Annotated in this window: 25 protein-coding genes and 2 tRNA genes; 12 read left to right on the top strand and 15 right to left on the bottom strand. The window is 68.4% G+C overall.

Annotated features, from left to right (window positions below):
* Nucleotides 1-7: 7 nt before the first annotated feature.
* Nucleotides 8-1,006, bottom strand: coding sequence for a lysylphosphatidylglycerol synthase domain-containing protein (locus ACYQ6W_RS01325; protein ID WP_459673070.1), 999 nt, complete (start codon nt 1,004-1,006; stop codon nt 8-10).
* A gap of 159 nt (nt 1,007-1,165) precedes the next feature.
* Between ACYQ6W_RS01325 and hpnA the strand changes: the two genes are divergently transcribed.
* The 6 genes from hpnA to shc are packed head-to-tail and all read left to right on the top strand — an operon-like array spanning nt 1,166 to nt 8,230.
* Entirely contained in the window at nt 1,166-2,170 is a 1,005-nt protein-coding gene (gene hpnA / locus ACYQ6W_RS01320) for a hopanoid-associated sugar epimerase (RefSeq protein WP_459673069.1), read from the top strand.
* Nucleotides 2,167-3,309 carry a glycosyltransferase gene (locus ACYQ6W_RS01315; RefSeq protein ID WP_459673068.1) on the top strand — a complete coding sequence of 381 codons (1,143 nt, stop codon included), beginning with the start codon at nt 2,167-2,169 and terminating at the stop codon, nt 3,307-3,309. Before hpnA ends, ACYQ6W_RS01315 begins: the two co-directional genes overlap by 4 nt.
* Nucleotides 3,306-4,160, top strand: a complete 855-nt coding sequence (gene hpnC, locus ACYQ6W_RS01310; protein WP_459673067.1) for a squalene synthase HpnC — start codon at nt 3,306-3,308, stop codon at nt 4,158-4,160. Before ACYQ6W_RS01315 ends, hpnC begins: the two co-directional genes overlap by 4 nt.
* Nucleotides 4,157-5,032 carry a presqualene diphosphate synthase HpnD gene (gene hpnD, locus ACYQ6W_RS01305; RefSeq protein ID WP_459673066.1) on the top strand — a complete coding sequence of 292 codons (876 nt, stop codon included), beginning with the start codon at nt 4,157-4,159 and terminating at the stop codon, nt 5,030-5,032. The genes hpnC and hpnD overlap by 4 nt, the downstream gene beginning before the upstream one ends.
* The gene (hpnE, locus tag ACYQ6W_RS01300) at nt 5,029-6,285 is read left to right on the top strand and encodes a hydroxysqualene dehydroxylase HpnE (protein ID WP_459673065.1); all 1,257 of its coding nucleotides are present in this window, start codon (nt 5,029-5,031) and stop codon (nt 6,283-6,285) included. Before hpnD ends, hpnE begins: the two co-directional genes overlap by 4 nt.
* Before the next feature lie 7 nt (nt 6,286-6,292).
* On the top strand, nt 6,293-8,230 hold the full coding sequence (gene shc, locus ACYQ6W_RS01295; RefSeq protein WP_459673064.1) for a squalene--hopene cyclase: 1,938 nt from the start codon (nt 6,293-6,295) through the stop codon (nt 8,228-8,230).
* A 6-nt stretch (nt 8,231-8,236) separates the two neighbouring features.
* Here shc and ACYQ6W_RS01290 read toward each other — a convergent pair whose 3' ends face one another.
* The 6 genes from ACYQ6W_RS01290 to ACYQ6W_RS01265 all read right to left on the bottom strand — a co-directional run bounded on the left by ACYQ6W_RS01290 (nt 8,237) and on the right by ACYQ6W_RS01265 (nt 14,817).
* Nucleotides 8,237-8,449: a hypothetical protein gene (locus ACYQ6W_RS01290; RefSeq protein WP_459673062.1), complete on the bottom strand. Its 213-nt coding sequence runs from the start codon at nt 8,447-8,449 to the stop codon at nt 8,237-8,239.
* 70 nt (nt 8,450-8,519) lie between these two features.
* Complete coding sequence (locus tag ACYQ6W_RS01285) at nt 8,520-9,713, bottom strand: extracellular catalytic domain type 1 short-chain-length polyhydroxyalkanoate depolymerase (protein WP_459673061.1); 1,194 nt, start codon at nt 9,711-9,713, stop codon at nt 8,520-8,522.
* Between the two features lie 133 nt (nt 9,714-9,846).
* Nucleotides 9,847-10,521, bottom strand: coding sequence for a hypothetical protein (locus tag ACYQ6W_RS01280; RefSeq protein WP_459673060.1), 675 nt, complete (start codon nt 10,519-10,521; stop codon nt 9,847-9,849).
* 163 nt (nt 10,522-10,684) lie between these two features.
* Nucleotides 10,685-12,433, bottom strand: coding sequence for a hypothetical protein (locus ACYQ6W_RS01275; protein WP_459673059.1), 1,749 nt, complete (start codon nt 12,431-12,433; stop codon nt 10,685-10,687).
* 33 nt (nt 12,434-12,466) lie between these two features.
* Nucleotides 12,467-14,041, bottom strand: coding sequence for a murein biosynthesis integral membrane protein MurJ (gene murJ / locus ACYQ6W_RS01270; RefSeq protein WP_459673058.1), 1,575 nt, complete (start codon nt 14,039-14,041; stop codon nt 12,467-12,469).
* Nucleotides 14,042-14,103: 62 nt separating this feature from the next.
* Nucleotides 14,104-14,817, bottom strand: a complete 714-nt coding sequence (locus ACYQ6W_RS01265) for a hypothetical protein (RefSeq protein ID WP_459673057.1) — start codon at nt 14,815-14,817, stop codon at nt 14,104-14,106.
* A 206-nt stretch (nt 14,818-15,023) separates the two neighbouring features.
* Between ACYQ6W_RS01265 and ACYQ6W_RS01260 the strand changes: the two genes are divergently transcribed.
* Both ACYQ6W_RS01260 and ACYQ6W_RS01255 read left to right on the top strand, forming a co-directional pair.
* A complete protein-coding gene (locus ACYQ6W_RS01260; protein ID WP_459673055.1) occupies nt 15,024-15,458 on the top strand; it encodes a surface-adhesin E family protein in 435 nt (144 codons plus the stop codon).
* Nucleotides 15,459-15,563: 105 nt separating this feature from the next.
* Nucleotides 15,564-15,959 (top strand): (R)-mandelonitrile lyase, encoded by a 396-nt coding sequence (locus ACYQ6W_RS01255; RefSeq protein ID WP_459673054.1) that lies wholly within the window; start codon nt 15,564-15,566, stop codon nt 15,957-15,959.
* 90 nt (nt 15,960-16,049) lie between these two features.
* On the opposite strand, the gene ACYQ6W_RS01250 is transcribed toward ACYQ6W_RS01255, so the two are convergent.
* From ACYQ6W_RS01250 to ACYQ6W_RS01240, 3 genes are all read right to left on the bottom strand, one after another.
* Nucleotides 16,050-16,736: an extensin-like domain-containing protein gene (locus tag ACYQ6W_RS01250; protein ID WP_459673053.1), complete on the bottom strand. Its 687-nt coding sequence runs from the start codon at nt 16,734-16,736 to the stop codon at nt 16,050-16,052.
* Between the two features lie 67 nt (nt 16,737-16,803).
* Nucleotides 16,804-16,878 (bottom strand) — tRNA-Thr (locus ACYQ6W_RS01245).
* Nucleotides 16,879-16,953: 75 nt separating this feature from the next.
* Nucleotides 16,954-18,423 (bottom strand): amino acid permease, encoded by a 1,470-nt coding sequence (locus tag ACYQ6W_RS01240; RefSeq protein WP_459673052.1) that lies wholly within the window; start codon nt 18,421-18,423, stop codon nt 16,954-16,956.
* Between the two features lie 31 nt (nt 18,424-18,454).
* Between ACYQ6W_RS01240 and ACYQ6W_RS01235 the strand changes: the two genes are divergently transcribed.
* The 4 genes from ACYQ6W_RS01235 to ACYQ6W_RS01220 all read left to right on the top strand — a co-directional run bounded on the left by ACYQ6W_RS01235 (nt 18,455) and on the right by ACYQ6W_RS01220 (nt 21,280).
* On the top strand, nt 18,455-18,757 hold the full coding sequence (locus ACYQ6W_RS01235; RefSeq protein WP_459673051.1) for a hypothetical protein: 303 nt from the start codon (nt 18,455-18,457) through the stop codon (nt 18,755-18,757).
* Nucleotides 18,758-18,818: 61 nt separating this feature from the next.
* A complete protein-coding gene (gene dcd, locus ACYQ6W_RS01230; RefSeq protein WP_459673048.1) occupies nt 18,819-19,373 on the top strand; it encodes a dCTP deaminase in 555 nt (184 codons plus the stop codon).
* Nucleotides 19,374-19,399: 26 nt separating this feature from the next.
* A complete protein-coding gene (gene murA, locus ACYQ6W_RS01225; protein ID WP_459673047.1) occupies nt 19,400-20,662 on the top strand; it encodes a UDP-N-acetylglucosamine 1-carboxyvinyltransferase in 1,263 nt (420 codons plus the stop codon).
* A gap of 246 nt (nt 20,663-20,908) precedes the next feature.
* Nucleotides 20,909-21,280, top strand: a complete 372-nt coding sequence (locus tag ACYQ6W_RS01220; protein ID WP_459673046.1) for a VOC family protein — start codon at nt 20,909-20,911, stop codon at nt 21,278-21,280.
* Here ACYQ6W_RS01220 and ACYQ6W_RS01215 read toward each other — a convergent pair.
* From ACYQ6W_RS01215 to ACYQ6W_RS01195, 5 genes are all read right to left on the bottom strand, one after another.
* On the bottom strand, nt 21,271-21,921 hold the full coding sequence (locus ACYQ6W_RS01215; protein WP_459673044.1) for a phosphoribosyltransferase: 651 nt from the start codon (nt 21,919-21,921) through the stop codon (nt 21,271-21,273). The genes ACYQ6W_RS01220 and ACYQ6W_RS01215 overlap by 10 nt on opposite strands.
* A 33-nt stretch (nt 21,922-21,954) precedes the next feature.
* Nucleotides 21,955-22,719, bottom strand: coding sequence for a pentapeptide repeat-containing protein (locus tag ACYQ6W_RS01210; RefSeq protein WP_459673043.1), 765 nt, complete (start codon nt 22,717-22,719; stop codon nt 21,955-21,957).
* Nucleotides 22,720-22,811: 92 nt separating this feature from the next.
* Nucleotides 22,812-23,234, bottom strand: a complete 423-nt coding sequence (locus ACYQ6W_RS01205) for a PAS domain S-box protein (protein ID WP_459673042.1) — start codon at nt 23,232-23,234, stop codon at nt 22,812-22,814.
* A gap of 164 nt (nt 23,235-23,398) precedes the next feature.
* Nucleotides 23,399-23,599 (bottom strand): hypothetical protein, encoded by a 201-nt coding sequence (locus ACYQ6W_RS01200; RefSeq protein ID WP_459673041.1) that lies wholly within the window; start codon nt 23,597-23,599, stop codon nt 23,399-23,401.
* A gap of 120 nt (nt 23,600-23,719) precedes the next feature.
* Nucleotides 23,720-23,795, bottom strand: a tRNA-Ala gene (locus tag ACYQ6W_RS01195).
* Between the last annotated feature and the right edge of the window lie 120 nt (nt 23,796-23,915).

The raw sequence follows: 23,915 nt of genomic DNA, 5'->3' as shown, positions 1-23,915 counted from the left end.
GGCGGGATCAGTTCTCCGCGCGGCGGGCGGCGAGGGCGGGCTCCCGTCCCGCGCGCAGGCCGCGAAATTCGAACCACTGCCACAGCAGCAGGGCGGGCAGGCCGACGACGAGATCCCGCGCCCGGCTGATCAGTGAGACGGCGACCGAGATTTCGGGCGCCAGGCCGAAGATCGCTCCGAGGGCGACGAAAGCAGCCTCCTGCACGCCGGCATTGCCGGGCACGAAGAAGGTCATGGTGAGGGCGGCGCGCAGCAGCGCTTCGATCGCCAGCGCCTGGGCGAAGCTGATGGGCGCACCCAGCAGATGGTAGGCGAGCCAAGCGACGGCGGCGGAGGCGAGCCAGCCGAGGAAATGGCAGAGCACCGCGGCGACGATCGCGCCCTTGCGGGCATAGATTGCCTCGAGCTGCGTATGCATGCTGTCGAGCGAGCCGAGGGTGCGGCCTTCGCCGGCGCCGATGCGGGCGGCGAGCTTCTGCACCAGCCGCGTGCCCCGGCCGGGCAGGGCGATGAAGGTGCCGGCGGCCAGCGCCGCCACCACGATGCCGGCGCCGAGCGGCAGGATGAGATCCGAATGCGGCTGCCAGACGAGCAGGATGCAGAGGCCGAGGGCCGCGAACATGACTTCAGCGGTGAATTCGGAGGCGACGTCGACCAGGGTCGAGGCGGCGGACAGCGCCATCGGCACGCCCGTCAGCGCGACGGCGCGCGCGCCGATGACGAAGCCGCCGACGGGTAGGAAGGGCAGGAAGCGGCCGCCCGCTTCTCGCACCAGCCGTCCCCAATAGAGCTTGAGGAAGAGCGCCGGCGTCTGCTGCGGCATGATGAGCAGCCAAGCGCTGGCGAGAAAGAGGGTGAGCGCGAGCTGGGCGGCGATGAGGAAGAGAAAGCCGACCCAGCCGACCGAGAGCAGCGCCTCCAGCACGTGATGGGCGCCGAAGCCGAAGACCAGGCCGATCGCGAGCAGCACGCCGCCCAGCATGAAGACGAGGGAAAGCCGCTTCATCGGGAAGATCCCGTCACATCGCGCGGGAAGGCGGGATTTGTCGTCAAGTTGCGGTGGCCTCGCATGCGAGCTTGCGCCCATGGCTGATCCGGCCTCTATACCGGCGCCGCGATGAGGCGCCAAACTCGTCTCCGTCCACCCAGGCTTGAGGAGCACGCCTTGACCCAAGAGAACCTGACCTTGGTGACCGGAGCGACCGGTTTCGTGGGCGCCGCCGTTGCCCGGGCAATCGCGGCGCGGGGTTACCCGCTGCGGCTCCTCGTCCGGCAAGGCACCTCCCGCAAACATCTGGCGGATCTTCACGCGGACTTCGCCGTGGGTGACCTCAATGATGCCGAGAGCCTCGCCCAGGCCGTGCGTGGCTGCCGCTACGTGTTTCACGTCGCGGCCGACTACCGCATCTGGGTGCCCGATCCGGAAGCGATGATCGCCACCAATGTGCGCGCGACCGAGACGCTGCTGCGCCTGGCCCATGCGGCGGGGGTGGAGCGCATCGTCTATACCAGTAGCGTCGCGGCCCTCGGCCTCAACCCCAAGGGCGGGCCGCCGGCGACCGAGAACACCCCGATCACCTATGACAAGGTCGTCGGCACCTACAAGAAATCCAAATTCCTTGCCGAGCAGATGGCGCTGAAGCTGTCCGACGAAGGCATCCCCGTCGTCATCGTCAATCCGGCGGCGCCCATCGGCCCGGGTGACGTGAAGCCGACGCCGACCGGCACGATGATCCGGGATGCCGCGATCGGCCGCATGCCGGCCTATGTCGATACCGGCCTCTCGGTCGTGCATGTCGAGGATTGCGCGGCCGGGCACCTCTTGGCCCTCGATCGCGGCGAAATCGGTGAGCGCTATATTCTGGGCGGCGAGAACATCCCGATGAGCGAAGTGCTGCGGCTGGTGGACGAGGTGGTGGGCAAGCCCGCGCGCCGCCTGCGGCTGCCCATCGCGCCCCTGATGCCGGCGGCCGTCGTTGCCGAGCAGGTGGCGCGGGTGACGGGCAAGGAGCCGCGGCTGACGCGCGACCACCTCAAGATGGCGAAGAAGATGATGTATTTCTCCTCCGCCAAGGCCGAAGGCGCCCTCGGCTATACCTACCGCCCGGCGATCGAAGCGGTGCGGGATGCCATTTCCTGGTTCGACCGACACGGCTATCTGAAGGCATGACGATTCTCACGGCCCTCACGCTGCTCGCCCTGCTCATCTGGCTGGGCATGATCTTCTTCCACGGGCGCTACTGGCAGGAGGGGCCGATCCTGCCGCCGGTGCCGGAAGGCGCCGTCCTCCCCTCCGTCGACATCGTGGTCCCCGCGCGGGACGAGGCGCCCTACATCGCGGAGGCCATCGGCTCGCTGACGCGCCAGGTGGTGCCGGGGGCGGCGCAGGTGCGCGTCATCCTGGTGGACGACGGCAGCACGGACGGCACGGCCGAACTCGCCCGTGCCGCCGCCGAAGGCGCCCCCAACCCGCTCACCATCCTGACTGGCGCGGAGAAGCCGCCGGGCTGGAGCGGCAAGCTGTGGGCCGTCTCTCAAGGCGTGGCCGAAAGCACCGCCGACCTCGTGCTGCTGACGGATGCCGATATCCGCCACGAACCCGACCATCTCGCCCGCCTCGTCGCCAAGGCCGAAGGCGAGGGGCTGGACCTCGTCTCCGAGATGGTGCTGCTCAATTGCCAGAGCTTCGCCGAGCGCGCTCTGGTGCCGGCCTTCGTCTATTTCTTCCAGCTCCTCTATCCCTTCGCCAAGGTGGCCGACCCGAACAGCCGGATGGCCGGGGCCGCCGGCGGTACGGTGCTGCTGCGCCGCCGCGCCTTGGACCGGGCAGGCGGCATCGCGGCCGTCCGCGGCGCGCTGATCGACGACGTGACGCTGGGCCGCGCGGTGAAGGAATCGGGCGGGCGCATCTGGCTCGGGCACACGACGCGGGCGCGCTCCATCCGGCTCTATCCCCATGCCGCCGACATCTGGGCGATGATCGCGCGCACCGCCTATGTGCAGCTCAAATTCTCGCCGGTGAACCTCGCCGGCACCATCCTCGGCATGCTGCTGGTCTGGCTGCTGCCGCCGGCCGCCGCCCTCTTTGCCCATGGCCTGCCGCGCGTCTTCGGTCTGCTCGCCTGGGGGCTGATGGCGGGCAGCTACATCCCGAGTCTGAAGCGTTACGATCTCTCGTCGCTCTGGGCCCCCTTCCTCCCGCTCGTCGCTCTGTTCTACATGGCGGCGACGGTCGGCTCCGCCGTCAACCACATGCGGGGCCGCAGCGTGATGTGGAAGAACCGGGTCTATGTCGATGGTGCGTCGTGAGCGTTGAACTGGCAGGCGCCGCCCCGCCGAATGTCGAGACCTGGTCCGGCAAGGACCGCGGCGACGAAAACTTTCCGGTGGGCGTGCTCATCCGCCCCGATCTGCGGCGGCACGTCCATGCCTATTACGCTTTCGCCCGCAATGCCGACGACATCGGCGACAGTCCGGTGCTGTCCGCCGGCGACAAGATCGGCCGGCTCGACCATATGGAGGACGTGCTCCTAGGCGGCAGCGAGGGCGGGGCGCCGAGCGCTTCGGCGCTTCGCGCCTCCCTTGCCGAGACCGGCGTGAACCCGGTCCACGCGACGGACCTGCTGATCGCCTTTCGCCAGGATGCGACCAAGGGGCGCTACGCCACCTGGGAAGAGTTATACGATTACTGCCGCTATTCGGCGATGCCGGTGGGCCGCTACGTACTGGCCCTGCATGGCGAGGACGAGGCCGCGACCTTCGCGCCGTCGGACGCGCTATGCACCGCGCTGCAGGTGCTGAACCATCTGCAGGATGGCCAGAAGGATCTCGCCGCGCTCGACCGCTGCTATTTGCCCGAGGATCTCATGACTGCCTACGGCACCAGCCCCGCCGATCTTCGGGGCACCCAGGAAACCCCGGGTCTGCGCCGGGTCTTCGACGATCTGCTGAGCCAGTGCGAGGGGCTGAACGAGACCGCCGCCGCCCTGCCGCGTGCCTGCCGGGACCGGCGGCTGCGGCTCGAGACCGGGGTGATCCTCAACCTGTCCCGCCGCCTCACGCGGCGTCTCCGTCAGGGCGACCCGGTCGCCGGCCGGGTCAAGCTCTCGAAGCTGGATGCGGTGGGGGCCCTGCTCGGCGCCTTGGGGTATGTGCTGTGAGCAGCCTCGCGAAACTGCCGCAGCCGCCGCTCGGCGCGCGGGCCCAGGATCTCGCCGAGATCGAGGCGCTGGTGCGCCGCTCCGGCTCCTCCTTCTATTACGGCATGCGCATGCTGCCGCCCGACCGGCGCGCCGCCGTCTACACGATCTATGCCTTCTGCCGGGTCGTGGACGACATCGCCGACGAGCCGGGGGCGCTGGTGACGAAGCGCGAGATGCTCGATGGCTGGCGCGAGCGGGTCCATGCCCTTCTGGAAGGCCGGACGGACAGCGCGCTCACCCGCATGATGCTGCTGGCGAGCCGCCAGTACGACCTGCGCAGCCTCGACTTCCTGGCCATCATCGACGGCATGCAGATGGATGCCGAGCGAGAGATCGTGGCGCCGAGCCTCGACACGCTGGACCTCTATTGCGACCGGGTAGCGAGTGCCGTGGGGCGGCTGTCCGTGCGCGCCTTCGGCGATACCTCGCCGGCCGCGGATCGCGTCGCCTGGTGTCTCGGCCGTGCGTTGCAGCTTACCAACATCCTGCGCGACATCGGCGAGGACGCGGCGCGCTCCCGCCTCTATCTGCCGCGCGAATGGCTGAAGGAGGCGGGCGTGCCGCTCAACCCGCAGGCCGCGCTGACGGCGCCGGGCCTGCCCGCGGTCTGCCAACGGGTCGCGGCGCTCGCGCGAGACTACTACCGCGGGGCGGAGGAGGCGATGGCCCTCTGCGACCCGCGGGCCATGAAGCCGGCCCGGATGATGGCCGCGCCCTACCGGGCGTTGCTCGCGCGGATGGAGCGCGGCGCCTTCGTGCGGCCGGCCGAGCGCGTGAGCCTCACGAAATGGCAGAAGGCCTGGTTCGGCTTCAGGATGCTGACGGCTTGAGCAAGCGGCTGTCGCGCGTCCACGTCGTCGGTGCCGGTCTTTCGGGTCTCTCCGCCGCCATGGTGCTGGCGGAGGCCGGCCTGCGCGTCGTGGTGCACGAGGCGGGGCCCCAGGCAGGCGGGCGCTGCCGCTCCTATTTCGATCGCGAACTCGGCTTGCGCATCGACAACGGCAATCACCTGCTGCTGTCCGGCAATGCCGCCGCCGCCCGCTACCTGGCGCGGATCAGCGCCAGGCAGACGATGGTGGGGCCGCCGGTCCCGGTCTTTCCCTTCGTCGACCGGGCGGATGGCAGCCGCTGGACGCTGCGACTCGATGCCGGGCGGATTCCCTTCTGGATCTTCGATCGCCGCCGCCGCGTGCCGGGCACGCGTGCGCGGGATTATCTCGCGCTGCTACGCCTGAGGCGCGCTCGCGGCTCGGTGGCCGACGCCATTGGCCATGTCGGCCCGCTCTACCGGCGCCTGCTGGAACCGCTGGCGATTGCTGCCCTGAATACGATGCCGGAGGAGGGGTATGCCCCGCTGATGCAGGCGATCGTCGCGCAGACGCTCCGGGCGGGCGGGGCCGCCTGCCGCCCACTCGTACCGGCGGAAGGCCTCTCGGAAAGCTTCGTCGATCCCGCCATCACCTGGCTCGCGCTCCGCGGCGCCACGGTCGAATTCGGCCGGCGCCTGCAATCCGTGACCGTGAGCGGCGATCACATCTCCGTGTTGCAATTCGGTGACGGTCCGCTCGCCATCGGCCCGTCGGAGGCCGTGGTGCTCGCCGTGCCGGCACCCGTCGCAGGGCAATTGCTACCCGATCTCACCGTGCCGGACGCCTTCGAGGCGATCGCCAACATCCATTACAAGGCGAAGGCGATACCGGGTGAGGCGCCCTTCACCGGCATCGTCGGCGGGCTGGCGGAATGGGTTTTCGTCAAGCCCGGCGTGGTTTCCGTGACCATCAGCGCGGCCAATCGCTGGGCGGATCTCAGCCAGGAGGAGATGGCGGAGCGTGCTTGGGCGGATTGCCGCGCCGCCTATCCCAGCCTGCCGCGGGAGGTGCCGACCTACCGCGTGGTGCGAGAGAAGCGGGCGACCTTCGCCGCTACCGCGGTGCAGCAAAAACGCAGGCCAGCGGTCGACGGGGCGGGTCTTGCCAATCTCGCGCTCGCGGGAGACTGGACGGAGACTGGTCTGCCCGCGACCATCGAGGGCAGTATTCTCTCTGGTGAAACCGCCGCGCGTTATCTCCTGAGGCATGTATAAGGCGCCGATGCCCCACGATATTCATCTCGACCCCGCCATCGCCACCGAAGATCTCGCAACCGCCATCGCGCGCGCCGAGCGTGCGCTGCACGAGAAGCAGAACCGGGACGGCCATTGGGTTTTCGAGCTGGAAGCGGATGCGACCATTCCGGCCGAATACGTTCTGCTTGAACATTATCTCGACCGGATCGATCCGGAGCTGGAGCAGAAGATCGGCATCTATCTGCGCCGCATCCAGGGCGAGCACGGCGGCTGGCCGCTCTACCACGGCGGCGCCTTCAACATCTCGGCCAGCGTGAAAGCCTATTTCGCGCTCAAAGCGATCGGCGATGACCCCGCAGCGCCGCACATGGCGCGCGCCCGCAAGGCGATCCTCGCGGCCGGCGGCGCCGAGCGCACCAACGTCTTCACCCGCATCCAGCTTGCGCTGTTCGGGGAGGTGCCGTGGTCGGCCGTGCCGGTCATGCCCATCGAGATCATGGGCCTGCCGCGCTGGTTTCCCTTCCATCTGCTGAAGGTGAGCTACTGGTCCCGCACCGTCATCGTGCCGCTTCTGGTGCTGATGGCGCTCAAGCCCCGCGCGCGGAACCCGAAGAACGTGCACGTGCCGGAGCTGTTCGCGGCCCAGCCGGAACGGATCGACGACTGGTTCCGTGGCCCCTACCGCAGCAATTGGGGCCATTTCTTCAAGGCGGTGGATGGCGTGCTGCAGAAGGTCGATCCGCTGGTACCGCGCCAGCGCCGCCAGCGCCATATCGACGCGGCCGTTGCCTGGGTGCGCGAGCGCCTGAACGGCGAGGACGGTCTGGGCGCGATCTACCCGGCCATGGCCAACAGCGTGATGATGTATGACGTGCTGGGCTATCCGCCGGACCATCCGGAAGCCGCGATCGCCTGGGCTTCGGTGCGCAAGCTCGTCACCGTCAAGGACGACGAGGCCTATTGCCAGCCGTGCCTATCGCCCATCTGGGACACGGGCCTCGCGGCCCATGCCATGGCGGAAGCGCAGGGCCACGGCGCGGCGTCCGTGGAGGCCGCGGCCAAGTGGCTGCTCGAAAAGCAGATCACCAACGTCCGCGGCGACTGGGCCGAGATCAAGCCCGATGCCCCGCCCGGCGGCTGGGCCTTCCAATACAACAACGACTATTATCCGGACGTCGACGATACCGCCGTGGTCGGCATGCTGCTGCACCGGAACGGCGACCCGGCCCATGCCGAGGCGATCGAACGGGCGCGGCAATGGGTCATCGGCATGCAGAGCAAGAACGGCGGCTGGGGCGCCTTCGATGCCGATAACGACCATGATTTCCTGAATCACATCCCCTTCGCCGATCATGGCGCGCTGCTCGACCCGCCGACGGCGGACGTCACGGCGCGCTGCGTCTCCTTCCTGGCCCAGCTTGGTCATGCCGAAGACCGGCCGGTGATCGACCGCGCGCTGGTCTATCTGCGGCGCGAACAGGAAGCCGCCGGCTGCTGGTTCGGCCGCTGGGGCACCAACTATATCTACGGCACCTGGTCCGTGCTGTGTGCGCTGAATGCGGCGGGCGTTTCGAAGGACGACGTGATGGTGCGCCGCGCCGTCGCCTGGCTGCTCGACAAGCAGCGGCCCGAGGGCGGCTGGGGCGAGGATTGCGCGAGCTTCGAGGGGGCGCCCCCGGGCGAATACGACCGCAGCTTGCCGTCCCAGACGGCTTGGGCGCTGCTCGGCCTGATGGCCGCCGGCGAATCGGAGCATCCCGCCGTCGCCCGTGGCATCGCCTGGCTCGCCAGCGTGCAGAAGGAGGACGGCGAGTGGGAGGAACTACCTTACAACGCCGTCGGCTTCCCGAAGGTCTTCTACCTTCGCTACCACGGCTACCGGCTGTTCTTCCCGCTGCTCGCCATGGCGCGCTACCGCAACCTGTCCCAGGGCAATTCCCGCGAGGTCAGCTGGGGGTTCTGAGGCCGTTCAGCGCCGGCGGGCGATCCAAATCAGCGGAATGGTGGCGGCCGCCGTTACCAGCGCTGCCGCGACGACTCCCGCGGGCGTCGTCCTGGCCGTCGCCCGGAAGCGGACGCGGCCGGCGATGTCGACCTCCACCGTTGCGCGCAGCTCTTCTGAATCGGGGGCCGGATCGTCCCCGTCAGCTTCGCCTTGCGCCGGCTGGTCCTTCTTGCCCATTGGATGTGCCTCCCTGATGCACCGAGCATAGGGAGAAGGGCGCCGGCGCAGAAGCGCCGGCGTGCCTTCGTCAGTCGCGCCGGCTGCCTGGCGGGGTGATGCCGGCCGAGCGCAGCAGACGGCCGAGCGGCGTGCTCGGGCCAGCGATATCCCGTGCGACCTCTTGGGCCGCTTCCTGCAGCTTCTCGGCCGGGGGCAGCCAATGCGGCCAGAAGCCCTCGGCGGCCGGGGCTTTCGTCTGTGCGGCAGGCTTGGCCGCCGGCCGCCGCTGGGTCAGGCCCCAACTGTCGGCGATGTGCCAGGTCGAGGAAATGCCGCTCGGCAGGATGTAGGGGCTGGCGCCCGGCAGGCCGAGCCGCGCCTCGGCCCGTGCCGCCATCGGGTCGATAGGCGTCGCATGGCCGAAGCCGGGCAGGCGGTAGAGGGCAAGCGCGACACGCCCCGCTGCATCGCGCCAGCGCAGGCGCTCCGCACTGCCGACCCGATCCTCCTCAGACGGCGTGGCGGAGACACCGAGGACGGCGCCCCATTGCTTCGCCAACTCGTCGGCATTGACCGGATTGACCACGTGATCCGCGGTGCCCTGCCAGAGGGAGACCGGCGGGAAGGGGCCAGCATGCGGCGAGGCCGCACGAACCCGCGCCGCCAGCTCCTCGGCCGTGCGGATGCGCCCCTGGCCCATGACGCCGAAGGCTTCATGCGCATTGGCGGCACTGCCATAGGGCAGGCCCGCGATGATGGCGCCACCGGCGAAGAGTTCCGGATAGGTTGCGAGCATCGCGGCCGTCATGGCGCCCCCGGCGGAGAGACCGGTGATAAAGACCCGCGCGGGGTCCAGCCGATACCGCGCGATCATGTGGCGGATCATGGCGGCGATGGAGGCGACTTCGCCTTGATCGCGGGTCACGTCCTCGGACTCGAACCAGTCGAAGCAGAGATGCGGATTATTGAGACGTTTCTGCTCCGGCATGAGCAAGGCGAAGCCGTGTCGGGCGGCGAGCGTGGACCAGCCGGAACCGAGATCGTATTCGGCGGCCGTCTGGCGGCAGCCGTGTAGCACGACGACGAGCGGGGCCTGGGCGGGAAGCGGATCCGGCAGAAAGGCGCGGAGCCGCAGATTGCCGGGATTTGGGCCGAAATCGCGTAGCGTCGTCAGCACCGCCTCATCCTCGTGTGGCTCGTCTGACGAGCCTAGCGAGAGAGGCCCGGGAAGCAAGCGCATCCAATGGTCGAAGAAACTGTGGTGGCTGAGGTGAGCGGCCATGCGGGAACCTCGTCTGTCTGGGAGAAGGCGCCCGGCGCCGTCTGTTCGGTATTACGAACATGGTGCGCTGCAACATAAAGGGCAAGCCCGTGGACGAGAGGCTGCCCTGCGCTGCGACTGAGGCCGCGTCCCGTCAGCCGAAGAGGCTGCGATCGAGTCCCTGGATCTGGATGATGGTGCCGTCCGACAGGGTGATCATGCCCTGGGAGCCGAGACCGCCAGCCGGGATCACCGGCTCGGTGGTGCCCGCGGTGGTGCTGCCCGGTAGGTTCGGCGTCAGCCCGGCGGCCGCATGGCTGTCAATGAAGACGAAGAGGTTGGAGCCGGTCCCGCCTGGCACATGCGGCATGCCGGTGCCGCCCGGCGCTGCCGCCGGGGCATCCACGGCGAAGAGCTCGGGCGAGCTGCCGCCGCTCACGCCGAACATCGTCGTCTCGCCATTGCCGCCGAGGACGGAAACCGCGTCGCTGCCGCCGAGGAAGGGCAGGCCCGCAGAGGCACCGCCCACGGTCGCACCGGTGACGGGCGCGAAGACGTAGCCGCCGTCGCTCACGGTGGTGGAGGGATCGCCCGAAAGGAGGAAGCTGCTGCCCGAGGCACCGGGGAGCAGCATCGCGTCCTGCGCCGCGGTGCCGGCGTTGAGGATGATCAGCCCCTGGGAGACCGTGACGGCGCCGGGCGCGCTGGCATCGAAGGCGTCCGTCAGCCCCATGCCGAGGAAGCCTTGCGTGAGCGCGGAACTCTCACCGCCGGCGCTCTGCGTGCCGGTGGTCACCTCAGCCTCCGCTCCGGAAACGGTCTCTGTCATCACTGCTCCTTGGGCCGGGACGCCGACTCCACGGGAGCAGCGTCACCTCAGCATGTGTTCCAAGCCTAGGCCTGGCACAAGCCCCGCGCTTCCGCATAGCAGCGTGAGGACTGTGGCAGTCCTGCCAGGAGATGACGAAACCGCAATGGGCGGAGGGCCGGCGCTAGGTGAAGACCTTGTGGTCGATGCCTTGCAGCAGGATGACGGTGCCGTCTGACAGGGTGATGAGATCGGAGCCGGCGAGCACCCCCTCGGAGGTGATCGGGTCACCGCCATAGCCGCCGAAGACGATCGTATCTTCGGCCTTCAGGCCGGTAATGACGTCGCTGCCGCCGGCATGGCCGTTGATGAAGCCGTAGACGTCCGCCCCGCTGCCGCCGGTGACATGGGCAACCCCCGTGCCGCCGATCAGCGTGCCGGCGCCACTGCCGAGTGCGACGAGCGCCGGGCCGGATCCGGCGAAGACGATCTCCGCGCCGCTGCCGGTGGTGCCGTTGACGGTGGTAGCGCCGGATCCCGCCACCATCATGTCCTGCGCCGAGCCGTTCGCGAGCATCAGGGTGGGGCCGGTCCCACCTACCACGGTGGAGGCGCCGAGCCCGGCCGAGAGCGTGGTCGCTCCCGCGCCGCCGTAGAGGAGGTTGGTGCCGGAGCCGCCCATCAGAAAGGTGGTGGCGGTGCTGCTGGTCGCCCCCGACATCGTCGTGTTGCCACTGCCGCCGAGCACGGAGACGGCACCGCTGCCGCCCACCAGATTGAGCGTCTTGGCGTCGCCCTGCACCGTGGCGCCGCTGCTGCCGGCGAGCACCACGCCGTCCGAGGCGGCGCCGAAGGTGATGAGCGTGCCGCCCTGGCCGTCGCTCTGCAGGCTCAGGCCGATTCCGGAGCTGGCAAGCTGGGAAAGGCTGGCGCTCGCCGAACCCAGCGTCAGGCTGAGGGCGCCGCCCGAACTGCCGACCACGCCTGGCGCGGTGAGATCGGCCGTCGTCAGATCGAGCATGCCATTCGCGGCAACGGTCAGGCCGCGCGTCGTGCCGATCACCTCGGCGAGCGCGGTCTCGGCGCCGGTGAGGCTGAGCGCGTTTCCGGTCGCACCCGTCACCGTCACCCCGAGGTCGGCGGCATAGGTCAGCAGGGCGTGATATTCGACCGCGGCCTCGCCCAGAAGGGCGACCGTCGTCACCAGACCGGCGACTTCCTCGGCGACCGTCGGCGCGTTGACCGCAGCGACATAGGTGGCATTGGCGGCATAGAGCAGGGCCGCGCTCTCATAGGTGCCGAGGGCCTGGGCGTCGCCGAGATGCTGCACGTTCTGGGTCTGCAGCAGCGCGAAATCGTTCCAGCCATAGGCGTAGTTGCCGACCGGGTCCCCGCGTTCGACGTAGTCGACGAAGGGTGGGGTGAAGTTCGAGGGAATGTCGCCGGTCGGGAGGCCGGGCGTGCCGAAGGTGATGCCGGAGAGGCCGGTGTGGATCGCGACGTATTCCGCTTCCGCCGCCCCCAGCGAGTGGCCGGCGACGAAGATGTTGGAGGTGCTGTAGCCTTGCTCTTGCGCATCCGCGATCACCTTCATGGCGAAGGCCGCAGCGGGCGCGTAGGAGAGGGCATCGACGCCCTCCGTGATCGCGACGTCGTCCGCGATCTGCGCCAGCGTGAAGGTATCGTTGCCCGTATAGAGGTTCGTGCCTTCGTAGGTGATGATCACCTGGCCGATGCTGTTCACCAGGGCGGCGGCATAGAGGCCGACATCAGGCAGATAGGTGATGAGCGGCTGGCCGTCGGCGACGAAATAGTGGAAGCCGGTGGGCAGCGCGGTGTTGCGGTCATTATACGGCGTGCCGGCCTGGGCATAGGCCCAATAGGCGGCGTTCAAAGCGTCGGAAACGCTCAGGACCGACTGGATGCCCGACATTCTTTCTCTCCCTTTGGCCGCAGGCTTGCCCGGTCAGCCGGTGCCTTCGGCCTTGGGGGCAGCGACGCGCCGCCGCCCCAGCATGCGTTTCAGTTCGCGTGGGTGAACCACGCCGAGGATGAGGCTTAGCAGGGCAAAGGCTGCGAGGCCGCTGCCAACCAATGACGAAAGTGCAATCAAACGCGCGAGAAGATGGGGCGCGTCAAGCATCGGCTGAAGTGCCTGCTGGATGAAGACGAGAGAGCCCCCCATGCCGATGGCGGCGAGCAGGATGCGCGGCAGGCTGCGCCGGCTGCGCGCGTCGAGCGAGAATTGGCGGCGGCGTGCGGAAAGGGCCATCAGCGCCAGGGCATTCGCCCAGCCGGCGATCGCGGTCGCGAGCGCGATGCCGACATGGGCGAGGCCGGAATAGAGGCCGAGGGTGATGGTCAGCACGATGTTGAGCGCCATGGCGGAAGCCGCGACCTTCACCGGCGTCAGCGTATCCTGCCGGGCGAGAAAATCCGTCACCACCACCTTGATCAGCACGAAGGCGGGCAGGCCGAAGGCATAGGCCGAGAGCGTGGGCGCCACTTCCGCCACCTGATGCGGCCCGAATTTTCCGCGCTGGAACAGGACATGCAGGATGGCATGGCTTTCCAGCATCAGGGCGACCGCCGCCGGCAGTGTCAGCAGCAGGGCGAGTTCAAGCCCGCGGTTCTGCGTGTGCAGGGCCGCGCTGTCTTCTCCGCGGCGAATATGGCGGGAGAGGGTGGGCAGGATCGCCGTGGCGACCGCGATGCCGACGACGCCGAGGGGCAGCTGGTTCAGCCGGTCGGCATAGGCGAGGTAGGAGACGGAACCTGTCGGCGCGAGGGAGGCGATGGCGGTCGAGACCATCAGATTGAGCTGCGTCGCCCCCGCGCCGAAGACGCCGGGCAGCATGATGCGCAGCAGCCGGCGAAGTTCTGGCGAGACATGCAGGCGCGGCCAGCCGAGCTTCAGCCCGGCCCGCCGGCATGACCAGGAGAGCCACAGGCATTGCGCGACGCCTGACGCGGTGACGGCCCAGGAGAGCGACTGCCCCGTCACCGGGTAATGCAGCAACACGGCGATGAGGAAGAGGTTGAGCAGAATGGAGGTCGCGGCGGTGGCGGCGAAGCGGTCCACCGCGTTGAGCAGCCCGCCCTGGAAGGAGGCGAGGGAGATGAAGGCGAGATAGGGGAAGGTGATCCGGGTCAGTTCCACGGTCAGGCGGAAATGCTCGGGATCGGCGTCGAAACCCGGCGCCACCACGTGCAGGATGGCGGGCGTGAAGACCTCACCCAGGATGAGGAAGACGGTCAGCGCGGTGAGCAGGCCGGAGAAGGTATCCTGCGCGAAGCGCATCGCCGGCTCATGCCCCTCCTTGGCGATCATGCCGGAGAAGAGAGGGACGAAGGCGGCGGAGAAGGCGCCTTCGGCGAAGAGGGTGCGGAAGAGGTTGGGCAGGCGCAGGGCCACGAAGAAGGCGTCGCTCGTGGCGCCGGCGCCGAGCGCCGAGGCGGTGAGGATTTCGCGCACGAAGCCGAGCACGCGGCTGATCATCGTATAGCCGCCGACGGTGGCGACCCGGCGGAGCAGGGCCATGGAAATCCTTCGGGCAGAGGGAGGTGACGCGGCGGATGGTGACCCGCCGCGTCAGCCGACCGCTAATGCACGACCCCACCGTCGATCTCAAGCTGGCGCATCGTCACTTCGAGCAAGGCCCGCGCCTTGCCGAGATCGGCGGCGACGGCCTTCGGCTGATCCTCCGCCCGCTCGCCCAGCGTGCGCTCGAGGTCGGAGAGGAGGCGCGCGCTTTCTGCCGAATTCTGCAACTCCTCCTGCCGGCCGCCTTCGAGGGCGATCGCGAAGTCGAAGAGCTGGCTTGCGAGCATGGCGAGATCACTGGCCGCGGCGCTCGCCTCCTCGGGCTTGTCGAGGAGCGAGAGGCTGCTATGCATGTCGCGGACGTAGGAGGCGAGGACGCGCTCCATGACCTGCTCCGGCTGGGAGTGCCAGTCGGGTGCGATCTCCGTCTTTCGCCATTCAAGGAGGATGGCGGCGGCGACGCTCACCTCCATCCGCTCGTCCAGCGCGAAATGGCGATGCAGGATGACGCGCCAGTCCTCCCAATTCGCGTCATCGCCGGCCGTGGCGGCCATCACTGCCAGAATGAGCCCTTCCGTCGTGCGGCGGGAGCGGGCGCCGAGGCCGGAGAGGTAGCGGCCAAGCACGCTTTCCATCTCCTTCGGGCCAGCCTCGGCGGTCGCGGCGATCAGGGCCTCCCATAGCTGATCCAGCGCATCGTCGTCCCCGATGGCATTGGACCACTGGTCGAGATCGTCTTCCTCGTGGTCGCCGTTCGAGAAGGCACTATTCATGGGACACTCCTTGCGCCGGCCCGGCGGCACGCCACCCGGACCCGAAAATTGCTGCAGCCTATGGGGAGGATGCGGCCCTCTGCCGTCCAGCCCCACATGGGCTTGCCATCTTTTCGTCACAAGACCGGGAGGCGGAGACAGGACCGCTGTTGCGAACCTCACGACAGTCTATATCGGCGGAGCGTTCTATTTTTCCGAGGGCAGCCATGATCATCTCGCGCGCAGCGCTTCTCGCGACGGTTCTGAGCGGCTTCGGGTGCGCCTACGCCATCGCGGCTGACGCTCCCGCACCCGACCACTGGATTGCGACCGGCACGAGCAACGCCAGCTTCGTCAACACCCAGTCGGTGATCCGCAAGGACGACTATGCCGTGATCTGGCGGATGCAGAATTTCGCGCAGGCGGAGCCGGTAGGCCAGGCGCAGGCACGCTCCGCCAAGATCCAGGTCGAATACAATTGCGCGGCGGCGCGCGAGCGGGCGCTGTCTGCGGAACTCTATTCCGGCCGCATGGCCACCGGCAGCCTGGTGGGGCTCAGCTATCAGCAGCATCCCTGGCAGCCGGCACAGCCGACGGGCCACGGCTTCGCGCTGGCCTGTGGCCATCTGACGCAGCCTGCGGTGGTCGCCTCCGCCCCGTAACCGCCTGCAGCTCAGTGCGCGGCGGGGACCGGCCGCTGCCCCGCGGCCGGTCTCCGCGCTATACCTTCACGGCGGGCGATGGGCCCGGCAGCGAAGGACACAGAGATGGACATCATCCGCGCAGGCGCCCAGCCCTCAGGGCGCGGCCCGGCCGAGTATTTCACTGGTACCGTTCGCATCGATCCGCTGGCGGCGCCGACCGAACCCGCGCGCGTCGCCATGGCCCACGTCACCTTCGAACCAGGGGCCCGCACCGCCTGGCACACCCATCCCCTTGGCCAGACGCTGATCGTGACGGCGGGCTGCGGCTGGGTGCAGCGGCTCGGCGGTCCGCGCGAGACCATCCGGCCGGGCGACGTGGTGTGGATTCCGCCGGGTGAGAAGCACTGGCATGGCGCGACGGCCGCCACCGCCATGAGCCACATCGCCATTCAGGAGAAGCTGAACGGCAGCCCCGTCGACTGGATGGAGCACGTCTCGGACGCCGAGTACGGCGGCTGACGCCTGGCTACGACGCCCTCCGCGAGACACAGCATCATCGAAAAGCCTGACCATCGGCAAGCAGGCTGAAACGCGGCTGCTGACCGTCCATCAGTGGCAGAAGCCCCAGCCGGTCGCTTGCAAATGCAGATGGCTCGCGTGGTCGGCGTTGAAGTCCGGGGACAGGACGAGGCCGAAGATCCGGCAGGCACCGTTCCGCAACCGGTGCAGGAAGGCGCCGTCCTCACCGCCCTTGCTCCAGTCCTTGACCATGAGCTTCCGGCCGCTGGCGAGGGTGACGCCCGAGAAATCGATGGCCTCCGCCGTCGCATGCGCCGACCTGTCCTGCCCGTCCCGGACGTTGCGGCAGTTGTAGCTGCCGAGATGGTGAAGGGCGGCAACACGCTGCCCGAACGCGGTCTCCGCCGCAGGCTCCACGACTTGTCGGGTAAAGAGCGCCCATTCCACGGCAAGCGGGCAGGAGGCGAGGAAGCTCGACGGATCGAGGGCGACGGGGCTTTCGCCTTGCGACAAGCGGACAGCCTCCGTCAGGCCGCAGCCTGGGGCCGGATGCGTATCCGGCACCGGCCGGGTGGCGAAGGCGAGATGCGCCAGGGCCGCGCGGCACAGTGCGGGCCGGGACTCGAGCAGGCGCAGTTTCAGCGGCGTCACGACGGTGAGGGGAGCGGCCACGTCCAATGGGCGAAACGGATTGTAGGGGGCTGGCACCCAGCCGCGCCAGAAGGCGAGGGCGGGCAGGCCGAGAAGAAGGGCGAGGACCGCCAGCACACGCAGCATGACCGGGAGATGGGAGGTGCGGCGGCTGCGAGAAGATCCGGGCTGAAGGATCAGGCCCGATCAGGAATGGTGCTGCTGGAGGGGATTGAACTCTCGACCTCTCCCTTACCAAGGGAGTGCTCTACCACTGAGCTACAGCAGCGCGCCACGGCGTGTGGCGCGCTTCATAGGGGGTCGCCCGCTGCCGCGCAACCCCCCAATCCGCGGGTCTTCCCTCTCACCGTCGCCCATCCGGATCGAAGACGCGGCGCGTCAGCGTCGCCGAGGGCAAGGTGGAACTCATCACCTCTGCGCGGCGTCGCAGCAGCACCCAGCCGATGGCGAGGATGACGGCGATGACCGGAATGGCGGCGACCGTCACCGTGCCGTCGGGCCAGTCGAAGGCCATCAGCACCAGAACGGCGGCAAGGAAGAGCAGGGCGATCCAGGAGGTCACCGGTGCCCAAGGCATACGGAAGGCGACGGGTGGCACCACGCCGCGGTGCACAAGCCGGCGCAGCCGCATCTGGCAGAGCAGAATGAAGGCCCAGGTGCTGAGCACGCCGAGGGAGGCGACGTTCAGGACCAGTTCGAAGACCTCGCTCGGCACCAGGTAGTTCAGCACCACGCCTACGAGGTACACGCTCACGGTGACGATGATGCCGTAATAGGGGATGGCGTGGCTGTTGAGCTTTGCGAGCATCGGCGGCGCGGAGCCGCCGATGGCGAGGGAGCGCAGCACGCGGCCCGTGGAATAGAGGCCGGAATTGAGGCTGGAGAGGGCGGCGGTGATGACGATGACGTTCATCACGCTGCCGGTGCCGCTGATGCCGAAGGTGTGGAAGAAGGTGACGAAGGGGCTCTGCCCGGCGCGATAGGCGGACCAGGGCAGCAGCAGCACCAGCAGCACGACGGAGCCCACGTAGAAGATCGCGATGCGCCAGATGACGCTGTTGATGGCGCGTGGCAGCACGCGCCGCGCATCCTGAGTCTCCCCCGCGGCGACGCCCAGGATCTCGACCCCGGCATAGGCGAAGATCACCCCCTGGGTCATGACGATCGCCGGCAGCAGACCGTGGGGAAAGACGCCGCCATTGTGGGAGATCATGGCGAAGCCCGCATGATGGTCGCCGACCTTCATGCCGGTGCCGAGCACCACGAGCGCGAAGATCAGGAAGAGGACGAGGGCCGCCACCTTGAGGATGGCGAACCAGAACTCCATCTCGCCGAACCAGCGGACGCCGACGAGGTTGGTGCCGGTGACGACGACGAGGGCGATGAGCGCGAAGACCCATTGCGGCACGGGCCCGAAGACCGGCCAGTAATGCATGTAGAGGGCGACGGCGGTGATATCGACGATGCCGGTCATCGCCCAGTTGAGGAAGTAGAGCCAACCCGCGACGTAGGAGGCGCGCTCGCCGAGAAACTCCCGTGCATAGGAGACGAAGCTGCCCGAGGTCGGGCGATGCATCACGAGTTCGCCCAGCGCACGGAGGATGAGGAAGGCGATGATGCCGCAGGCGAGATAGACCAGGGCGAGGGCCGGCCCCGCCATCTGGAGGCGCGCCCCGGCGCCTAGGAACAGGCCGGTGCCGATCGCGCCGCCGATCGCGATCATCTGGATCTGACGATTGCTCAAGCCATGCTTGTAGCCGCCCTCCCGATGCTCGAGCTTCGCCAGTTCCGCCGCGTACTCGTGTTCCTGCACCGCGCTCCGCCTCCTCGTTTCGGAGAAGCCTATGCCACGCTCTCCTGGGCTGGCGACAAAAACACGCGGCGGGAAGGGGCAGGCTTTCAAGAAAATTGACATCGCCAGGCGGCCGCTTCACATCGGCGGCGTGGAAGACGCGAACAAACCCAAGCCCCGTCTGGGGGAAGCGGCGCGCGCCGCTCAGGCCGAACGCGAGGCGCGCAGGGCCGCGGCGCTGCGCGCCAATCTGCGCCGCCGCAAGGCGCAGGAACGCGGCCGCGAGGAGGCGCCGGAGACGGATGCGGCCGCGCCCAACCTCACCCACAAGTTGTTTCAAGATATTTCAGAGTGAGCTAGAGGGAGCGTCGGGCCGCGTGGCCTGAGCCCTTCGAGTCCCGCCGGAGTCCCGCCCTATGCCCGTTCTGCCCGATCACGAGATTCGCCGCCTGGCCACCGAAAAGGGGATGATCGATCCCTTCGTCGAGACCCAGAAGCGCGACGGCATCGTCAGCTACGGCCTATCCTCCTTTGGCTATGACGCGCGGGTTGCGGACGACTTCAAGATCTTCACCAACGTCGATTCGGCGGTGGTGGACCCCAAGGCCTTCAACCCGTCGAGCTTCGTGGATCGCAAGACGCCGGTCTGCATCATCCCGCCCAACAGCTTCGCGCTCGCCCATACGGTGGAATACTTCCGCATCCCGCGCGATGTGCTGGTGATCTGCCTCGGCAAGTCCACCTATGCGCGCTGCGGCATCATCGTGAACGTGACGCCGCTGGAGCCGGAGTGGGAAGGCCAGGTGACGATCGAGATCAGCAACACCACGCCGCTGCCGGCCAAGATCTACGCGGGCGAGGGGATCTGCCAGTTCCTCTTCCTGCGTGGGGAAGGCGCGCCCGAAGTCAGCTATGCCGACAAGGCCGGCAAATACATGGGGCAGCGCGGCGTCGCGCTTCCGCGCATGTGAGCTGACCCAGCCGGACTGACAGAGCGATGGATCGCATCCGGATCGTGGGCGGGCAGCCGCTGCACGGCGAGATTCCCATCGGCGGCGCGAAGAATGCCGCCCTTCCCCTGATGGCCGCGGGCCTGCTGACGGACGAGCGGCTGGTGCTGACGCGCGTGCCGCGCCTCGCCGACATCGTGACCATGGGCGACCTCCTGGCCGGTCACGGTATCGCCGTCGAGAAGACGGATGGCGAAGGCCGCGTGCTGTCGCTCGGCGGCGCCATCACCAATACCGAGGCGCCGTACGACATCGTGCGCAAGATGCGCGCCTCCATCCTCGTGCTCGGGCCGCTGCTCGCGCGCTGCGGCGAGGCGCGGGTGTCGCTGCCCGGGGGCTGTGCCATCGGCACCCGCCCGGTCGATCTGCATCTGCGGGGGCTCGAGCAGATGGGCGCCGAGATCGCGCTCGAAGGCGGCTACGTCGTGGCGAAGGTCCCGGGCCGGCTCAAGGGTGCCACCATCATCTTCCCCATGGTCTCCGTCGGCGCCACCGAGAACCTGCTGATGGCGGCGAGCCTCGCGGATGGCCAGACGGTGCTGCGCAACGCGGCGCGCGAACCCGAGATCATCGACCTCTGCCACTGCCTGACCGCCATGGGCGCCCGCATCTCGGGCATCGGCACGGGCGAGCTGGTGGTGGAGGGCGTGGAGCGCCTGCATGGCGCGACCCATGCCATCATCCCCGACCGGATCGAGACCGGCACCTATGCTTGCGCAGTAGCCATTGCTGGCGGCGAGGTGCTGCTGCGGGATGCGCGGCTCGATCATCTCGGCGCCGTCACCCGTGTGCTGGAAGAGGCGGGCATCGCCGTCGAGGAAACGCCGGACGGCATCCGCGTGCAGCGCCGCAACGGGCTGCACGGTGCGGACGTGATGACGGAACCCTATCCCGGCTTCCCGACCGACATGCAGGCCCAGTTCATGGCCCTGATGACGGTGGCCGAAGGCGCCTCGATGATCACCGAATCGATCTTCGAGAACCGCTTCATGCACGTCTCGGAACTGACCCGCATGGGCGCGCGGGTAAACGTGCACGGGGCCTCCGCGATCGTGCGGGGCGTGCCGCAGCTGACCGGCGCGCCGGTGATGGCGACGGACCTGCGGGCCTCCTCCTCCCTCATCCTCGCCGGGCTTGCCGCGAAGGGAGAGACCATCGTCAGCCGCGTCTACCACCTCGACCGCGGCTATGAGGATGTCGAGGGCAAGCTCTCGGCCGTCGGCGCGAAGATCGAGCGCCTGAAGGACTGAGCCGGCGGCAGCGGCGTCAGCGCGGCTCGGTTGCCACGCCCCCATCGAGCTGGGCTGGGTCTAAGGGAAGCTCTCCTTAGAATCGTCGTGCCCGGCCTTGTGCCGGGCACCTACCCCCTCGGGCGCCCCGACGTCGTTTGGGCGCCACAGCGGGTGACGATGGAAGGGGCGCGTCCATCGAAACTTGGCAGATCCCTGCGGTGCCTCCGTGCTAGCCTCCCGTCTTCCATCGAGGGGAGGGCGGAGATGCTCGACCATGTGACGATCGGGGTCACCGATCTGGCCCGGGCGCGGGCCTTCTATACGGCAGCGCTGGCGCCGCTGGGCCTCGCCGAAATGGCGAGCGACGGGGCCGATTACGCGGGCTTTGGCGATCGCGAGAAAGCCTTCTTCTGGATCGGTCTCAAACCGGGACCGCTCACCGGGACGCATGTCGCCTTCACCGTCGCCGACCGCACGACGGTGGACCGCTTCCACGCCGCCGCCCTCGCGGCCGGTGGCCGGGACCATGGCGCCCCCGGCCTGCGTCCCCACTACCATGCAGACTACTATGGCGCCTTCGTGCTCGATCCGGACGGCCACAACATCGAGGCCGTCTGCCACCTGCCTCAGCCCTGATTCTCCGGCCACCAGCCATCCGCCCGGCGGGTGAAGCGCGGGGTCGCGAAGACATGGGCGATGGGGAAGGGATCTTGCGCAGGGTCCGCGTCGCCCTGGCGCATGGCGACGACGGCGCCTGCCACGTTGACACCGGCACTCTGCATCAGGGTGCGCGCGGCCTGGAGCGAGCGGCCGGTGCTCGCCACGTCATCCACGATCAAGACGCGCTTCCCGGCGAGGCGCGGCAGGATCAGCGGGTCGAGGTAGAGACGCTTGGCCGCATCCGGGGAGGTGATGGAGCGGATGGGCACCGAGAGCCCGTCCTCGTACCAAAACTTGCGGGAATAGCCGAGCGGCACGAAATGGCCGTGGTCGAGCAGGCGGGCGAGGGTGGGTGCGAAGGCGAGGCCGAGGGTCGGCAGGCCGACGACGACATCGGGGGCGAAGCCACGCGCCAGCGGGAGCATCTCAGCCGTCAGCGCGTCGAGGACGGTGAAACTCGCCTGGTTGGCGATGAGAGAGGCGACGGCGCGGCCCGGCTGGGGCAGCGGCCGAATCGGCAGATCCAGCAGCCGGGTGCCGATCGCGACCGTGTAGCGGTCCCCGTAGGGCGGCCCGGGGGCGCGCGCCGCCGCGAAATCCTGCCAGAAGCCTTCCATGATGTGCTCCGCGCCTCGCGACGATCCTGGCTATCAGGGCTCGGGCAGGACGTCGATGCCGAGGCCGTCCAGGAGAACATGCTGCTGGCTCTGGGTGATCTTCAGCCCGGCGAAGCGCGCGAGGCTGAGCAGCCGGAGCCCGCTGATCTCGGCGCCGCACAGCTCCGCACCATCCAGCGCCGCTCCATCCAGCACGGCCTGGAACAGGTCGGCATCCCGGAACGTGGCGCCTGACAGCTGGGCGGCGGAGAGGTCCGTCTCCCGCAGCCGGCTGCCGGTGAAATCCGCGCCGGGGAGTGACGCTTCGGCCAGATCGGCGAGCTCGAGACCGCAATGCCGGAACGTCGCCTGGGTCTGGACCCGTTTGCGGCCGAAGGCGTGGCTGAAATCGACCTGGGCGAATCGCGCGCCGCGCAGCTGGCACTGGTCGAAGACGATCGCGTAGAGATCCGACCGCTCGAACCGTGCGAAGGACAGGTCGCAGGCGGTGAACCTGGCCTGCCGCAAGTCGCTCATGAAAAAAGCCGGGCCGCCCATCGCCTGGTCGGGGGCGGCGAAGCTGCATTCGGCAAAGTGCGCGCCCGTGAGCACGGCTTGGGCGAAACGCGCCTTCGGGAATCGGCACCGCGTGAAGTGGGCATCCGAAAAATGCGTCCCGGCAAACTGCGCTTCGCCGAAGACACAGTCGCGGAACTGCGCGCCTTCGCAGTCCAGGTCCGCCCAGTCGCTCTGCGCGAAGCGGATGTCCGTCACTGCTTCGCTGCGCCGCATGTGCTCCGTCAGCTCGGACCTGTCCACCTGCCGCCACCTTCTCCGGTCGCATCTGCCGCCGAGCAGAGCGGCCGGTCCTGTCCGGGTCAAGCAGGGACGATGAGCCGCCGGCCCCTCCGTCAGCCGGTGGTGCCGTGGCGGAGATAGGATTCGAGCTCCCGCTCCAGCCGCTTGCGTTCGGTGATGTCGAGGAAAATCTCGACATCGTAACTCTCCCCGTCGACGGTCGCGCGGCGGGCGGAGATGAGACAGTAGAACAGCCGGCCATCCGCATGGCGGATGGTCGCTTCCTCCTGGGAGTAGCTTCCATGCTCTTCCAGAAGCCGCATGCGGCGTTCGCGCTCGGGGCTCGGCACGGCGGCACCGGACGCGACCAGATCCTGTTCGCGCAGCTCCTCCCAGGTGCGGCCGACGAGCGCGAGATAGGCGTCGTTCACCTGGAGGTAGCGGGAATTGGGGCCGGCCAGGGAGATGCAGATCGGCACGGGGGCGGAGGTGAACATGTCGAGCAGAAGGGCGACGATCGTGTTCCTCTCAATCACGCAGACCCCTTCCTCTCCGGCCGTGTCACCGGGCCGAAGCCATCCCATGAAGTAGACGCTACCGAAAACAGTTTAGCTTCCGGAACGAGGTCCGGGAAGGCCCGTCTGTCTTATCAAGGAAGGATTGCCGATTTCTGAGTGACGCCGTGAGGAGACCGCAGGGCTCAGCGGAGCCCGAAGCGCTTGACGGCGTGTTGCGGGCCCCGTGGGTCCGGCAGGTAGCGGAGCAGTACCGCCTGCCACTCGAAACGGGCTGCGTGCGGCGTCTCTCCGCCCTTGCCGGGCTGGGTCAAGTAGCTCTCGGCGACCGTGGCGGCGGCGGCCAGAGCTTTCTGTCCGGGAATAGTCTCGTCGCGCTGTTCCATACGGCAAAGATGACCGGGGCGACGTGACGAGGATATGGCGCGATCATGGCCAAATCTTGAGGTGGCCACGCAGCATCGCGCGTCAAAGATCTGATAATATTGTTAAAGGAAGATCGGGAATGGTGGAGCTGAGGGGGATCGAACCCCTGACCTCGTCATTGCGAACGACGCGCTCTCCCAGCTGAGCTACAGCCCCGTTCCCGTGGGCGGGTTAATGCGGGGGATGAGCCGTGATGTCAAGCGGACCCCCCTGGCCGTCGGTTGCATGGCTCCTGGCGGCCCGGTAGGGTCCGCCGGCGCCGGAAGGAAAAAGGAC

The sequence above is a fragment of the Acidisoma sp. 7E03 genome, assembly GCF_054665075.1.
Note: the sequence above shows the minus strand (reverse complement) of the source record. Positions and strands in the feature narration are given on the sequence as shown.

What these genes read in the sequence shown, in the direction of transcription:
- ACYQ6W_RS01325 (WP_459673070.1), bottom strand. Translation starts at nt 1,006, where the DNA reads ATGAAGCGGCTTTCCCTCGTCTTCATGCTGGGCGGCGTGCTGCTCGCG.
- ACYQ6W_RS01315 (WP_459673068.1), top strand. Translation starts at nt 2,167, where the DNA reads ATGACGATTCTCACGGCCCTCACGCTGCTCGCCCTGCTCATCTGGCTG.
- shc (WP_459673064.1), top strand. Translation starts at nt 6,293, where the DNA reads ATGCCCCACGATATTCATCTCGACCCCGCCATCGCCACCGAAGATCTC.
- ACYQ6W_RS01290 (WP_459673062.1), bottom strand. Translation starts at nt 8,449, where the DNA reads ATGGGCAAGAAGGACCAGCCGGCGCAAGGCGAAGCTGACGGGGACGAT.
- ACYQ6W_RS01285 (WP_459673061.1), bottom strand. Translation starts at nt 9,713, where the DNA reads ATGGCCGCTCACCTCAGCCACCACAGTTTCTTCGACCATTGGATGCGC.
- ACYQ6W_RS01280 (WP_459673060.1), bottom strand. Translation starts at nt 10,521, where the DNA reads ATGACAGAGACCGTTTCCGGAGCGGAGGCTGAGGTGACCACCGGCACG.
- ACYQ6W_RS01275 (WP_459673059.1), bottom strand. Translation starts at nt 12,433, where the DNA reads ATGTCGGGCATCCAGTCGGTCCTGAGCGTTTCCGACGCTTTGAACGCC.
- murJ (WP_459673058.1), bottom strand. Translation starts at nt 14,041, where the DNA reads ATGGCCCTGCTCCGCCGGGTCGCCACCGTCGGCGGCTATACGATGATC.
- ACYQ6W_RS01265 (WP_459673057.1), bottom strand. Translation starts at nt 14,817, where the DNA reads ATGAATAGTGCCTTCTCGAACGGCGACCACGAGGAAGACGATCTCGAC.
- ACYQ6W_RS01260 (WP_459673055.1), top strand. Translation starts at nt 15,024, where the DNA reads ATGATCATCTCGCGCGCAGCGCTTCTCGCGACGGTTCTGAGCGGCTTC.
- ACYQ6W_RS01255 (WP_459673054.1), top strand. Translation starts at nt 15,564, where the DNA reads ATGGACATCATCCGCGCAGGCGCCCAGCCCTCAGGGCGCGGCCCGGCC.
- ACYQ6W_RS01250 (WP_459673053.1), bottom strand. Translation starts at nt 16,736, where the DNA reads ATGCTGCGTGTGCTGGCGGTCCTCGCCCTTCTTCTCGGCCTGCCCGCC.
- ACYQ6W_RS01235 (WP_459673051.1), top strand. Translation starts at nt 18,455, where the DNA reads ATGCCACGCTCTCCTGGGCTGGCGACAAAAACACGCGGCGGGAAGGGG.
- dcd (WP_459673048.1), top strand. Translation starts at nt 18,819, where the DNA reads ATGCCCGTTCTGCCCGATCACGAGATTCGCCGCCTGGCCACCGAAAAG.
- murA (WP_459673047.1), top strand. Translation starts at nt 19,400, where the DNA reads ATGGATCGCATCCGGATCGTGGGCGGGCAGCCGCTGCACGGCGAGATT.
- ACYQ6W_RS01220 (WP_459673046.1), top strand. Translation starts at nt 20,909, where the DNA reads ATGCTCGACCATGTGACGATCGGGGTCACCGATCTGGCCCGGGCGCGG.
- ACYQ6W_RS01215 (WP_459673044.1), bottom strand. Translation starts at nt 21,921, where the DNA reads ATGGAAGGCTTCTGGCAGGATTTCGCGGCGGCGCGCGCCCCCGGGCCG.
- ACYQ6W_RS01200 (WP_459673041.1), bottom strand. Translation starts at nt 23,599, where the DNA reads ATGGAACAGCGCGACGAGACTATTCCCGGACAGAAAGCTCTGGCCGCC.